Source organism: Pseudoalteromonas sp. P1-25 (genome assembly GCF_001401805.1).
Lineage (GTDB): Bacteria > Pseudomonadota > Gammaproteobacteria > Enterobacterales > Alteromonadaceae > Pseudoalteromonas.
Window position 1 is genome coordinate 24,891 of sequence record NZ_LKDW01000038.1, and the last position, 13,268, is coordinate 38,158.

A 13,268-nucleotide genomic window follows, 5' to 3' on the forward strand; every position below is an offset into this window, starting at 1 on the left:
ATTATAAAAACTAAGTAGGATAAGTAATTATAAAAACGCGCAAAACAAGTATGTGTTTAATGGGCTAAAGCTTAAACAGTAATAATATGTTTTTATTGCTTTAAAACTGAGCGCTTAAATAAACGAATGGGTATTACGGGGCTTACTTTTTACACCTTTTTGGTTTTGAAAATGTAAGCCTTTGGATAACAGCTACTACAGGGGTTTATTGATAAGTTGAATAGCGCGTTGTGCTGTAACCGGTTTTGACTTTAAAAAGCCTTGACCGTAATTACATTGAGTGCCTTGTAAAATAGTGAGTTGCTCTTGGGTTTCGATTCCCTCGGCCACTACTTCAAAATTTAATGATTGCGCTAGTGAGAGAATGGCCTCGACTAACGGGTTATTGGTTTTATTGAGGTGATCGATAAAGCTTTTATCTATTTTTAAAATATGGATAGGTAATTGGTGTAAGTAACCAAGCGCTGAGTAACCGGTGCCAAAATCATCCAAGCATAATTTCACTTTAAGTGGGGCAAGCCCTTCTATTATTTGTGTTGCTAAATCAAGGTTAGCAATAAGCCCTGATTCAGTGATTTCTAAACATAACGATCCTAAAGGCAGTTGGTATTTATTATACAATGCGTGAACTTGGGCAACAAAGTCGAGGCTAGCAAAGTGACGCGATGACACATTGACCGTTACTTTTAAAAAGCGATGGCCTAATGTGTGCCAGTGCGCAATGTGTTGTGCAGCGAGGTCAAGTAAGTGCAAATCGAGGTTAATAATTTGTCCGGTGGTTTCGGCTATCGGAATAAACTCATTGGGTGGCACAAACCCTTTTTTAGGATGGTGCCATCTCACTAATGCCTCAAAGCCGACAACTTCGCTTGTCGCTATAGCAAAAATAGGTTGAAAATAAAGCTCAAATTCGTTGTGTTCAATGCCATGTTGTAAGTCGTTTTCTATATCGGCATGTGTTTTGAGCTTTTTACGCATGGTGTTATTAAAAAACTTAACCTGACCACGCCCGCTTGATTTAGCTTCGTACATAGCGGCATCGGCTTGCTGTAATAGCAAATAGGCTTTATCGTCGCTGCTTTCACTAAAGGCTATGCCAATGCTGGTTGATGCTTGTAATAAGTGACTATCAACATTTAGTGGCTTAGCAAGCGCTGTATTTATTCGTTTTAGTGCTTCGCTAACCTGGTTTCGGTGGGTGATATTTTCCATAAAAATGGCAAATTCGTCGCCACCGAGTCGTGCAAATGTATCGGTGTTTCTGACGGTGCCTTTTATGAGCTCACAAATTTTAATTAAAAAATGATCGCCAACCTCATGACCAAGCGAATCATTTATACTTTTAAATCGATCAAAATCTAAATAAAGCAAGGCATGGCTCGTGCCTTTTTTAACACGTGATAAACGCAAAATAGCATGTTTAATACGCTCAATAAGTAACGAGCGATTAGCAAGCCCTGTTAACTCATCGTGCAATGCTTTGTGTTCAAGCTCTTGCCTTGCAAGCTGCCTATCTATGGCCATACTAATTTGCCTACTTACGTAGGTTAAAAGCGCACTGTCGTGCTCGCTATAGTGCAACTTTTTATCGTAACTTTGAACAACGATTACACCGCTTATCCTATCATTCGCTTTAAAAGGTACACCTAGCCAAGATTCCGAAAGACGACCTACAAGTTTAAAGTCGCCATTGTCTATATGTTGCTGATAATCGTTTTGGTTTAATAGCAGTGCACTGTCTGATTTTAATAAATAATACGAAGCTGTATCTTTTAATTGTTCTTTTGATATTTTTTTATGTGCATGCGTTTGTATGCCTTCTTCAACAATGTAAACCAAATCGAGTATGTCTATTTGCTTATCGTAAAGAGCAATAAAAAAGTTATCAGCAGGCAGTAAGCTATTTATTATGTTGTGGAGTGATTCAAAAAAGGTATCTAGGTTACTGGCTTTATACGTTAAATTAGCTATTTGCAGTAAACTGTTTTCAAGCTTTTGGGCGTCGTTTAACTGATTTACTGTGTGCTTTAAGCTATTAACTGTGTTTACTTGATTTAGTTTTGCACTGAGCAAATGCGCAACCGTGGTTAAAATTTCCAAGTGGGCGTTTGTGAAATAGTTTTTTATTGGGTGTTCACAATCAATCACCCCTAAAACTTGATCTTTGTATATAAGTGGCACGCACAGCTCCGACTGGGCAGGGCGCTCATCAGCAATGTAGCGGGGGTCTTGCGTTACGTCACCAATAATAATAGCGGTGCCCGTACGGGCTACATAACCGGTTATACCTTCGTTAAAGCCTATTATTTTGCGCTCCGCTTGGTACTTGTCTCGCGAATGAGTTATCCCCATAGAGGCAACTTGATTGAGCAGTAGGCGCGTTTCATCAGCCAGGTAAATCACGCAATCAACAAACCCGAGGCGGTTAACTACTTGAGTGGTTACATACTCAAATAATTCTTCTAAGGTATCGAGCTGTAACAAGCTAGAAGAGAACTGATTGATTATGCTTAGCTGCTCGGTTTTAATTTCGAGCGCTTTATAAGTATCGAGGTGATTCGACATAAGGTAGTTTTATTCTTTTTATTTGTATTAGCAGTGATAAGTTAACCCAAATTTAAGGCAGGTTCAAAATAAAACGCTTAAATGGCGGTATTCGTCGTTAAACTTAAACCCAATCGTATTTTGCAGCCTCATAGAAGGGAATAAATTAGATAACACTTTACTAGATCTTCTCATATGCCTATGATCGGATAAATTCAGCCGTGGAAAAAAGTAATGAGCATTAATAGTAATTTAAAAAACACATTAACCATAACTCGTCCTGATGATTGGCATATCCATTTACGCGATGGTGAGCAACTTAAAGATACAGTACGCGATATTAGCCGCTACATGGGCCGCGCCATCATAATGCCAAACCTAGTACCGCCAGCAACCAGCACAGATTTAGCGCTAGCATATCGAGAGCGAATTATGGCAGCGGGGCCACAAGGCAACTTTGAACCGCTAATGGTACTTTACCTAACTGATAAAACCACACCTGAAGAAATCAAAAAAGCCAAAGCAACCGGTAAAATTGTTGCTGCAAAGCTTTACCCTGCTGGGGCAACCACTAACTCAGACTCAGGGGTTACCTCAGTAAAGAATATTTATCCTGTATTAGAAGCGATGCAAGAAGTGGGCATGCTATTATTAGTGCATGGCGAGGTGACTGATTCATCAATAGATATTTTTGACCGTGAAAAAGTATTTTTAGAGACAATTTTAGGCGATGTTGTAGCAGACTTTCCAAATCTAAAAATAGTGCTAGAGCACATTACAACAAAAGATGCTGTTGATTTTGTAACAGCCGCTCCACAAAATGTAGCCGCAACGATTACCGCACATCACTTATTGTATAACCGTAACCATATGTTAGCAGGTGGCATACGCCCACATTATTACTGTTTGCCTATCCTAAAACGTAATATTCATCAACAAGCTTTAATGGCTGCTGCGGTAAGTGGTAATAAAAAGTTCTTCTTAGGCACTGACTCAGCACCGCACTATAAAGATAAAAAAGAAGCTGCTTGTGGTTGTGCTGGCGCCTATACAGCCCATGCTGCTATTGAGCTTTACGCAGAGGCTTTTGAAGAAGCAGGGGCGCTGGATAAACTGGAAGGATTTGCAAGTCATTTTGGCCCTGACTTTTACGGCCTTGCTCGTAACACCGATACTATTACCTTAGAGAAAAGCCCTTGGCAAGTACCTGCTAGCTATACTCTTGGTGACTCGAAAGTTGTGCCTATTAAGGCAGAAGCTACAATTGACTGGCAGGTTAAATAAAGTACATTAAATGTATATTATAATAAGGCCGTATAGCTTGCTGTACGGCCTTTTTTTGCTTGTAATTTAGCCTTTGCACTCTTCTTAACGCTACTTGCAACTCTCTTTATTTGCAAAGCTGACTACCCAAACACGATTTGTTACAATTACAAGTTAAAAATTTACTGTTTATTAAGCAATTTAAGCTTTAAAAATAACCACTTATGTTTATCTCTTTAATTATCTTTGTTCTTAGCAAATAAATCTCAATTAATAGAGCCAAAAAAATATTAATGTGTTAACCTTAACTTGCTTTGAGTTTTTGCGTATTGAATTTACGGATATTGTGCTGCGTTTAAGGTTACCGGTTAGGTTAAAACTTGTTCCTGTACTATACCTCCAGAATTTTGGGCACTGACTCAGGGAGGATATAGCCATAATAATATGGCTGAATTTTAATTATTGACTTACAGGAAAATTTAGTATGTCGGTTACTGGTAAAGTAAAATTTTTCAACGAAGCTAAAGGCTTTGGTTTCATTGAACAAGAAAATGGTCCTGACGTGTTTGTACATTTCAGCGCAATCACTGGTTCTGGTTTTCGCACTCTTAGCGAAGGTCAAGCAGTGACTTTCAGCATCAAACAAGGTCAAAAAGGCCCTGAAGCTGAGAACGTAGAAGTAGCATAATTTAATTATGTGAACCTTAGTTCATCTTGGTGAAGCAGTTTTCTGTTTCACCATAATTCTTAAAAATTCCCCTTCTTAGTTTTCGTTCTCGCTCTACAGTAAAGCATTTAGTTTTGCAGTTTACCTCTCTTAATAGTTTCTACATTAAACATGCTTAGTTTTTCCTAATTAATAGCTAACTCTTCTTTGAACAACGGCGCTGTTTAATACATTAGCGAGTTGCAGCCAACGCACTCTCATCAAAATTAAACAATACACACTATGTCTCAACAAACTGTAAAATAACGGCCGTTGTAGGGGCTTTAATAGCGTTTTACTTTGGATAAGAATAATTAAAGCTTATTAACTTATTTGCAGTAATATTTATACATCCGCCACAAGGGCTTTTAAATAGCCTTATTTTTATACGATAAAGCGTAGGATTTACAAGATAAGCTGTATTTTTAGCCTAATTTAATTAAATTTAGTTCATTAATTTGTCACATATTTATTATTTTTGTTTTTTTTTAAGGTGTAATTCAGTTTTGTTGAGATGTTGCATTTTTGTTTCACGTAAGTGTCTAATTTTTAACTAGTGTTTAATTTTAAAGGGGCTATATAATACCAAGGCGGCTTGGTGGTGGTTACATTTATGTTAACGGTATTTTTTATGGTACTTTAGTTTTAGCTTTTTCACGGTATTTATTTACTTAGAATAGCTAACATCAAGTTGACAGGGCGTATTGCATTTAGCATTATTGGAGGGTTGATATCTATTAAAAGATATCAGGGTTGTCATCCTTAATCAGGTTGATAATTAAATTATAAAAGTAACATTACTTAATTGGTTGGGAACTATGTCTGTTAAAATCAGAAAGAGTCTTGTAGCATCTGCGTTGGTTGGCGCTTTTGCATTTGCAAGCAGCAATGTGATTGCAGATCCTTTGAATGACGTGCAAAAAGCAGGTCAGCAAATTCAAAAGGCTGCTGTTAAGTCTCAAACTAAAATTGACAACGTATACGGTCAAACTCAAGAGCTAATCGCTGAGTACCGTAGTATTGTTGATGAGACTGAACTTATGAAAGTGTACAACGATCACGTAGCACGTTTGGTCGCTGACCAAAATGCATCAATCGAATCGTTTGACCGTCAAATCGCTACTATCGATAACACTAAACAAAACGTTGTGCCTTTGATGTATCGCATGATCGATACGCTTGAGCAATTCATCAAAGCGGACGTTCCGTTCAATCTTGATTCTCGTCTTGCTCGTGTAGAAAGACTTCGTGAAATCATGGCTTCTGCGTCTGTAACGACGTCTGAGAAATTCCGCCAAGTTCTTGAAGCATACACAGTTGAAACTGCTTACAGCTCAGCTGTAACTGCTTCTCAAGGTACTTTAGAAGTTGATGGTAAAAACATTAACGTTGATATCGGTCGTTTAGGTCGTATCACTTACGTAGCACAATCTTTTGACTTAAAACACGCTTGGGTGTGGGACAACAACACTAAAGAGTGGAAAGAATTAGGTGAAGAATACCTAAAACCAGTTAAAGAAGTGATTCGTATGGCGCGTAAGCAAGCGACACTAGAACTTGTTAAACTACCAATCTTTGGCGCGGAGTAATCGAATAATGAAGAAACTATTTAAAGGTTTTGCTGTTGCAGCAGTACTATCTGTTTCTGCAGGTACCGCGCTTAATGCACATGCAAATACTGATGCTTTAGATAAAATTCTTGAGCAAGTAAAGCAAGAACGTATCTCTGAAGGTAAAATCAATAAGCAACGTGAGCAAGAGTTCTTATCAGAACGTGCTGACAAGCAAGCATTACTTAACAAAGCGAAAAGCCAATTAGCGTCTGAAAAAGCACGCGGTGACAGCTTAGCTAAGCAATATGCACAAAACGAAAATACATTAGCTGAAAAAGAGCAAGCGCTTCAAAACGCACAAGGTACTCTTGGTGAAATGTTTGGTGTTGTACGTCGTGCAGCGCAAGACGCTATCGGTTCTATCGAAGCTTCATTAGTAAGTGCTGAAAAGCCAGGCCGTGCAGAAGTACTTCGTTCATTAGCAGCTGCTAAAGAACTTCCAACAGTTCGTGAACTTGAAGAACTTTGGATTGCACTTCAAACAGAAATGACTGAGTCAGCAAAAGTTTCTACTTTTGAAACTGAAGTGTCAGGTCTTGACGGTAACTCTACAGTTAAGCAAGTAACACGTATTGGTAACTTTAACTTAGTTACTGACGAAGGTTACTTAATCTACTCGCCAGAGACAAAATCTATTCAGCCTTTAGGGAAACAACCTGATAGCTACATTTTAGATGGTATCTCTGCTCTTGAAGGTACTTCTTCTGATAATTACGCTGGCGTATACATTGACCCGACTCGTGGTGCAATCTTACGTATCAACACGCAGAAGAAAACGCTTATGGAATACTACGAGCAAGGTGCTGAAGTTGGTTACATCATTACAGTTTTATTAGCTGTTGGTCTACTAATCTTCTTAGTACGTTTCGTTGACTTAGCGCTTACTACTTCTAAGATCAAGTCTCAGCTTAAAAACTTGTCTACACCGAATACAAACAACCCACTGGGCCGTATTCTTAAAGTGTACCATGACAACAAGAGCCAAGACGTTGAAAACCTTGAGCTTAAACTTGATGAAGCTATCTTACGTGAAACGCCACGTGTTGAAGCTGGTATCAACATCATCAAGATTCTTGCTGCAATCGCACCGTTACTTGGTCTACTAGGTACAGTAATCGGTATGATCTTAACGTTCCAAACAATCACATTGTTCGGTACGGGCGATCCGAAGATCATGGCTGGTAACATCTCTCTAGCTCTTGTAACTACAGCGCTAGGTCTAATTGCTGCACTACCACTTATCCTACTTCATTCAATTGTTGCAGGTCGTAGTAAGTCAGTATTACATATCCTTGATGAGCAAAGCGCGGGTATCGTTGCTACTCACGCGGAGAAGGAGAAAGCCTAATGCTAGTCCTGATGGAGATATGGGAATCTATCAGGGATTTTGTTGGCACAGGCGGCCAGGTATTATACGTGGTCGCGATAGCACTCTTTCTTATGTGGGTTTTAATGATTGAGCGCTATTGGTTCCTACTTGCTGAATTTCCTCGTTTAACGAAGGATATTGTAGCAAAGTGGGATGCCCGCCAAGACACTACGTCTTGGTACGCACACAGAATCCGTGAAGCATGGATTTCTGAAGCGTCTGAAAAATTAGATCAGCGTATGTTGTTGATTAAAACATTAGTAGCTGTTTGTCCTTTAATAGGCTTACTTGGAACTGTAACGGGTATGATCGCGGTTTTTGAAACTATGGCAACCCAAGGTACTGGTAATGCACGTTTAATGGCATCAGGTATTTCAATGGCAACAATCCCAACAATGGCTGGAATGGTTGCGGCACTATCTGGAGTTTTCTTTAGCTCACGCCTTGAGGCAAGAGCGAGAATGGTGAAAGCCAAACTTGTAGATAGCATGCCTCATCACTAGAGAGAGAATTAAATATGGCACGTAAACAACGTTTTCGTGAAGAAGAAGAAGCAGCGGTAGATATGACGCCAATGCTTGACATCGTATTTATCATGCTTATTTTCTTTATCGTAACTACATCGTTCGTTAAAGAGGCTGGTATCGAGGTCAATAAACCTAAAGCGGCCCAAGCTACGAAGCAAAAAAATGCTAACATTTTTGTTGCTATTCGCAGTGATGGTGCTATCTGGATTGATAAACAGCAAGTTGATGTTGAACGTGTTTCAGCAAAAATCGAAAGTTTATTAGCAGAACAACCTACTGATGTTGTGATTTTGCAAGCTGATAAAGAAGCAAAACACGGCGTAGTGGTTAAAGTTATGGACCAGATCAAAGCGACAGGTGATAACCTGAGAATTTCAATAGCTGGAGATCAGTAATGATTCGTTTTCTGTTTTCACTGATTGCAGGTGGGGCAGTTACTTTCGGCTTGTTCTACTTCATGGCTTACCTCATCTCTGGTGGGGCTGACCGTAATACTGAACAAAAAGAGCAGATCATAGTCGAAATAATGACGAATCCGCCTGAATCTAAGGTGCAGGAGAGGAAGCGTGTTCCGCCTCCGCCTCCGCCACCGCCAAAGCAGCCGCCTAAACCGCAGCCGCCACAGCCGGAGAATAACAATCCTAACCCTGGTGCTATGTCATTTAACATGGGTAGCATTGATGTAGGAAGTTCGGCTGGTGGACTAAGTGGTCCAGGTGCATTTGGACGAGATGGTGATGCGACACCTATCGTTCGTATTGAACCAAAATATCCAACGCAAGCAGCGCGTGATGGTAAAGAAGGTTGGGTACAACTTTCGTTCACAATTGATGAGTTAGGTGGCGTAACTGACGTTCAAGTTATTGACGCAGAACCAAAACGTATCTTTGACCGTGAAGCTAAACGTGCACTGCGCAAGTGGAAATACCGTCCTAAAATTATTGACGGTAAACCACAGAAACAAGTTGGTTTACAAGTTCAACTAGACTTTAAACTTAACCAAGGCTAAGGAGGCGAGTAATGAGAAATTTATCTAAAGTAACTGCTCTTGCAATTCTTATGTCTGTGTCAGGTGCAGCTATTACTGCACCTGTATTAGCAGCGCCGGATTACGCTAAAATTGAAGAGCGTAAAAAAGCCAAGACTAAAATCATGGGCGAGCGTACTGGTAAAAAGGTAATTAAAGCGTTTGACTTGTATAATGAAGACAAAATTGATGAAGCAATTGCCTTGTTAAAAGAGATTGACGCATCTAACGACTTTGATAAAGCGACTGTAAATCGTTACCTAGGTAGCATGTACGCGCAAAAAGAGAAGTACGATGAAGCGATTAAATACTCTAGACAAGCGGTTGCCCCTGATATTTTAAACTTCGCAGATCACGAGCAAACTTTAAAGCTATTAGGTGATTTATACGCAGGTACTGAAAAGTTCCAAGAAGCCAAAAAAGCTTATACTGCTTGGATGGACTTCACCGGCGAAGAAGACCCTAAAGTGTACACTCGTATTGCGCAAGCTAACTATCAGTTAGGTCAGTTTCGTGATGTTTTTGAACCTGCCGACAAGGCAATCTCATTACAAAAGGAGCCTAACAAGGCGCCTTACCAATTAAAATTAGGTTCTTACTTTGAACTTAAAGATTACGCCAACATGGTGAAAATTGGTGAAGAGATTGTACGAGTTTGGCCTGATGACAAAAAAGCCTGGGTTAGTTTAGGTAAATATTACCTACAAACCGAAGACTACGCCAAAGGTCTAGCGACCATGGAAGTAGCATTCAAAAATGGCTATTTTGAAGCGGAAGTAGATTACAAAGTACTTTCTAACTTTTACTCTTTAAACGAAATTCCATTTAAAGCGGCTAAAACCCTTGAAAATGCGATTAAAGAAGACAAAGTTAAGCGTACTAAGCAAAACGTTAACGCAATTGCTAGTAACTACCACCGTTCTAAAGACATCGAAAAAGCTGCAAAGTACTACGAAGAAGCTGCTAAATTTGACGACGATGCAGAGCTTTACCGCAAAGCAGGTTCGTTACTTTTACAATCTGAAAACTTTAGTGCTGCTGTTGTTCGTTTGAACAAAGCGTTAGAGCTAGGCTCTGACAAAAAAGGCACCATTTATTCAGATTTAGCTGAAGCGTATTACTACCAAGCTAAATACAAGCAAGCTTATGCTGCTATTACTAAAGCAATGGATGACCCACGCACACGCAAGTTTGCTAAAGGTTGGTCTACATTTATTAAAGATAAAGCCGCTCGCAACGGTGTTAAAATTTAACTTTAATTTGTTTTAGCAATTATATAAAAAGCCCCTATGGGGCTTTTTTTATTGGAATTTATAATGAATAAAACGCATCTTTTGTCTGTCCTATTAAGTCTGTTTTTGGTTGCTTGTTCAAAACAACCACTGCCTTTTGAATCTTATGATGCTGCGCAGCAAAGTATCAAAAGTTTGAATACGGCGCTTAAGCCTGTCGGCGCTGCAGATGTATCCATTGAACAAGTATTGCCTTTTTCTTCAGCGTATTTATCGCTTCGTCATCAGATGTATCAGCGCCTACAAACAATGACTCTTTCAAACGCGCAAACGCAGCAGCTAAATTACTTAATTATTGCTGAGCGTTTTCCTGAGCGCTTTTTCAGCTGGCCAGCACAGGTGAATGTGTTGGACAATCTATTATCAGCGAAAATGCAAAGTACTAATTCTAAACAGGTAATTGAGTGGCTTAAGTTCACTCAAGATCAATTAGACAGTGCGCTGCAAAGCAATTTAAGATTAAACAAAATTGAATTAAGCCTCCTGCAGGGTTACTTACAAACGGCATTATTAAAACACGCTAACGCAAACGGTTTAAAAGCTCAGATTGTCGAGTTTCATGATTACTTGGCCCAGTACAAACCAAGGGGCAGCATTGGCTTACGTGGACTTGCTAATGGCAGTGAATGGTATCAAAGTAAACTAAATTACTTCAGTGGGGTAGTTAAGTCGCCTTTGCAATGGGTTGATACTATCAATCAGCATCTTCAAATGAACTCGCACACTGCACCTAATTTGAGCTATAACGAGCATCATCGTACTTCGTTTATAAGCCAATATTTAAGCAAGGCGCCAAAAGTAAAAGGGATTGATTGGCAAACTGATTACATGCTATTGCCCGCTATGGCTAAAAAAAGCCATTTAAGTCCCGAAGATAAAAGGCTAATGCTTGCGCTAATGGAAACCGATGTCGGTGTACACTACCATGCATGGACTTTATCTCAGGCAAAAGTGAACTTAGTAAAACGGTTAGCTATTTCACAGCGCGATGCGCAGTATTTAGTTGAAGATAGTGTACTTTATCCTGGCCAGGCTTTTAGTTTTGCTGGGCAATTATTAACGCTTTAAGCGCTTATGTTCGCTTAGCGCACATTTCACAGCGCTGTGTAGCAGGGTCTTGTTTGAGCAAGTGCTCTGCAATTGCTTCTTCGCAGTCGCAGCAATAACCGTATTGACCAATATCAATCTGGCTTATTGCTGCTTCCAACTTTGCCAATCTATTCACTAAGGTTTGATATTCAGGGCCTAAGTTATAAGTGGCAGTATCAAGCCATTCATTGTACTGGCTTGTCAGTATAACGTTACGTAGCTTAAGATGAGCAGGATGGGCAGACTGATTCAGCATTGCTAATATGGCTGATTTAACGTGAGCTATTTCACTGTGCAGTTGTTGCTGATAAAGCATATTGGTATAACCTTCATTTAGCGTTTCGTTATACCGGTATTATCTGAGCTGTGCTGATTATACGTTATGATTTGAATCAAGTTGCGGAGACTTAGCGTATTTTTTTAAAACCTGCGCGACCTCTCCTTTTACTTTAAGACGTCTTATTTCATCAAAGAGTGTAATGGCTTGAGGGTATTGACGTTTAAGGTAACCTAGCCATTGCTTAGTACGAGAGGCAAAGTATTTTTCATCTTGTGCAGGGTCCTGATGAACAGCTGAATGAATCAAATGATAAATTATATGCTCCCACTCTAGGCCGTTATATTGTTCATTATTAACATGTGCTTTAATTTTTTTCGCTAAATCAGGGTGAGAAAGCGCACCGCGTCCTAGCATTAAATCGCTACACTGACTTCGGGTTTGGCAAAGTAGAGCATCTTCCACTTGCCAAATTTCACCGTTGGCAACCACTGCGATGTTTTTTCCTTTTATCAGCGGGGGGATTTTTTCCCAATAAGCAGGTGGGCTATAACCATCGCGCTTGGTACGTGCATGTATAGCAATACTATCTGCTCCGGCACTTACAACGGCATCTACAATTTCTTGGCTATTGCTATCATCGTCAAAGCCTAATCGTATTTTTGCACTTACTTGGTGTTTACTATCTACCGCATCCCTTACCGCTTTGATTATGTGATACATATGATCAGGGTCTTTAAGCAGTACAGCTCCCCCGCGGCTTTTATTTACCGTTTTTGCAGGGCAGCCAAAATTAAGATCTATACCGTGGGAGCCTAAATCAATCGCTCTGACGGCGTTTTCAGCTAAAACGTCTGCCACTTGTCCTAATAGCTGTACGCGCACAGGAGTACCTGCTTTGGTTAAACCGTTATTATTGAGTTCAGGGCAATAGCGATAAAAGACTTTTGCAGGTAAACGCCTATCAATCACTCTAACAAATTCAGTTACGCATAAGTCAAAGCCACCAATATCGGTAAGAAGTTGGCGCATTTTAAAATCAACAACACCTTCCATAGGCGCTAAAACAAGTTTCATAGAGTATTTTGACTGAAAAAACGGATGCGTAGTGTACCCGCAAAGTGTGGTTTGATAAAACTTAAATTACTGTCCATATTTGTTTGTATATATTTAAAAGTAAAAAAAATGAAAATAAATGAAAGTTTTTATCTGTTAGCGGGTCTATTTAATTATACAAGCAACGCATAATTGACAATAATTAGTTTGCGTTATCTTAATACACACTTATACAAGAGAGTCATGCAATGAATACAGTAAAGAAAAACTCAATCGCGTTAACCTTAGGTGCAGTAGTTGTTGGCTCTGCAAGTTTTGCCTCTGCAGATGCACAAGCCAACCCATTTGAATTTCAACAGCTAGTAACCGGATACCAACTTGATGCCGCAGAAGGCAAGTGCGGTGAAGGCAAATGTGGCGGCGACGCAAAAGGTAAAAAAGAAGGTAAGTGCGGCGAAGGCAAATGTGGCGGCGACGCAAAAGGTAAAAAAGAAGGTAAGTGCGG

At 39.7% G+C, this 13,268-nt stretch carries 12 protein-coding genes and 1 pseudogene; 10 read left to right on the top strand and 3 right to left on the bottom strand.

Annotated elements, in window-relative coordinates:
* Window positions 1-195 precede the first annotated feature (195 nt).
* On the bottom strand, window positions 196-2,565 hold the full coding sequence (locus tag AN393_RS17530; RefSeq protein ID WP_055018764.1) for a GGDEF domain-containing protein: 2,370 nt from the start codon (window positions 2,563-2,565) through the stop codon (window positions 196-198).
* Between the two features lie 213 nt (window positions 2,566-2,778).
* Between AN393_RS17530 and pyrC the strand changes: the two genes are divergently transcribed.
* The 9 genes from pyrC (at window position 2,779) to AN393_RS17575 (ending at window position 11,409) form a co-directional block, all read left to right on the top strand.
* Window positions 2,779-3,828 (top strand): dihydroorotase, encoded by a 1,050-nt coding sequence (pyrC, locus tag AN393_RS17535; protein WP_055018765.1) that lies wholly within the window; start codon window positions 2,779-2,781, stop codon window positions 3,826-3,828.
* A gap of 463 nt (window positions 3,829-4,291) precedes the next feature.
* Window positions 4,292-4,495, top strand: a complete 204-nt coding sequence (locus AN393_RS17540; RefSeq protein WP_004588138.1) for a cold-shock protein — start codon at window positions 4,292-4,294, stop codon at window positions 4,493-4,495.
* 836 nt (window positions 4,496-5,331) lie between these two features.
* On the top strand, window positions 5,332-6,102 hold the full coding sequence (locus AN393_RS17545; protein ID WP_004588137.1) for a DUF3450 domain-containing protein: 771 nt from the start codon (window positions 5,332-5,334) through the stop codon (window positions 6,100-6,102).
* Between the two features lie 7 nt (window positions 6,103-6,109).
* Window positions 6,110-7,474, top strand: a complete 1,365-nt coding sequence (locus AN393_RS17550; RefSeq protein WP_004588136.1) for a MotA/TolQ/ExbB proton channel family protein — start codon at window positions 6,110-6,112, stop codon at window positions 7,472-7,474.
* The gene (locus AN393_RS17555; protein ID WP_004588135.1) at window positions 7,474-7,998 is read left to right on the top strand and encodes a MotA/TolQ/ExbB proton channel family protein; all 525 of its coding nucleotides are present in this window, start codon (window positions 7,474-7,476) and stop codon (window positions 7,996-7,998) included. Before AN393_RS17550 ends, AN393_RS17555 begins: the two co-directional genes overlap by 1 nt.
* 14 nt (window positions 7,999-8,012) lie before the next feature.
* Complete coding sequence (locus AN393_RS17560) at window positions 8,013-8,417, top strand: biopolymer transporter ExbD (RefSeq protein WP_004588134.1); 405 nt, start codon at window positions 8,013-8,015, stop codon at window positions 8,415-8,417.
* A complete protein-coding gene (locus AN393_RS17565) occupies window positions 8,417-9,031 on the top strand; it encodes an energy transducer TonB (protein WP_004588133.1) in 615 nt (204 codons plus the stop codon). Before AN393_RS17560 ends, AN393_RS17565 begins: the two co-directional genes overlap by 1 nt.
* A gap of 11 nt (window positions 9,032-9,042) precedes the next feature.
* Complete coding sequence (locus tag AN393_RS17570; RefSeq protein WP_055016587.1) at window positions 9,043-10,302, top strand: hypothetical protein; 1,260 nt, start codon at window positions 9,043-9,045, stop codon at window positions 10,300-10,302.
* 63 nt (window positions 10,303-10,365) lie between these two features.
* A complete protein-coding gene (locus tag AN393_RS17575; protein WP_055016588.1) occupies window positions 10,366-11,409 on the top strand; it encodes a hypothetical protein in 1,044 nt (347 codons plus the stop codon).
* Window positions 11,410-11,413: 4 nt separating this feature from the next.
* Here AN393_RS17575 and AN393_RS17580 read toward each other — a convergent pair whose 3' ends face one another.
* Both AN393_RS17580 and AN393_RS17585 read right to left on the bottom strand, forming a co-directional pair.
* Entirely contained in the window at window positions 11,414-11,746 is a 333-nt protein-coding gene (locus tag AN393_RS17580) for a TraR/DksA C4-type zinc finger protein (protein WP_055016589.1), read from the bottom strand.
* A gap of 57 nt (window positions 11,747-11,803) precedes the next feature.
* A complete protein-coding gene (locus AN393_RS17585) occupies window positions 11,804-12,784 on the bottom strand; it encodes a tRNA-dihydrouridine synthase (protein WP_055016590.1) in 981 nt (326 codons plus the stop codon).
* Window positions 12,785-13,011: 227 nt separating this feature from the next.
* On the opposite strand from AN393_RS17585, the pseudogene AN393_RS17590 reads away from it, so the two are divergent.
* Window positions 13,012-13,268 (top strand): annotated as a pseudogene (locus AN393_RS17590) (hypothetical protein); the annotation flags it as partial.

Bases quoted from the DNA above. Each gene is read 5' to 3' on its own strand.
- AN393_RS17585 (WP_055016590.1), bottom strand. From the start codon at position 12,784: ATGAAACTTGTTTTAGCGCCTATGGAAGGTGTTGTTGATTTTAAAATG.
- AN393_RS17550 (WP_004588136.1), top strand. From the start codon at position 6,110: ATGAAGAAACTATTTAAAGGTTTTGCTGTTGCAGCAGTACTATCTGTT.
- AN393_RS17545 (WP_004588137.1), top strand. From the start codon at position 5,332: ATGTCTGTTAAAATCAGAAAGAGTCTTGTAGCATCTGCGTTGGTTGGC.
- AN393_RS17560 (WP_004588134.1), top strand. From the start codon at position 8,013: ATGGCACGTAAACAACGTTTTCGTGAAGAAGAAGAAGCAGCGGTAGAT.
- pyrC (WP_055018765.1), top strand. From the start codon at position 2,779: ATGAGCATTAATAGTAATTTAAAAAACACATTAACCATAACTCGTCCT.
- AN393_RS17565 (WP_004588133.1), top strand. From the start codon at position 8,417: ATGATTCGTTTTCTGTTTTCACTGATTGCAGGTGGGGCAGTTACTTTC.
- AN393_RS17570 (WP_055016587.1), top strand. From the start codon at position 9,043: ATGAGAAATTTATCTAAAGTAACTGCTCTTGCAATTCTTATGTCTGTG.
- AN393_RS17540 (WP_004588138.1), top strand. From the start codon at position 4,292: ATGTCGGTTACTGGTAAAGTAAAATTTTTCAACGAAGCTAAAGGCTTT.
- AN393_RS17575 (WP_055016588.1), top strand. From the start codon at position 10,366: ATGAATAAAACGCATCTTTTGTCTGTCCTATTAAGTCTGTTTTTGGTT.
- AN393_RS17580 (WP_055016589.1), bottom strand. From the start codon at position 11,746: ATGCTTTATCAGCAACAACTGCACAGTGAAATAGCTCACGTTAAATCA.
- AN393_RS17530 (WP_055018764.1), bottom strand. From the start codon at position 2,565: ATGTCGAATCACCTCGATACTTATAAAGCGCTCGAAATTAAAACCGAG.
- AN393_RS17555 (WP_004588135.1), top strand. From the start codon at position 7,474: ATGCTAGTCCTGATGGAGATATGGGAATCTATCAGGGATTTTGTTGGC.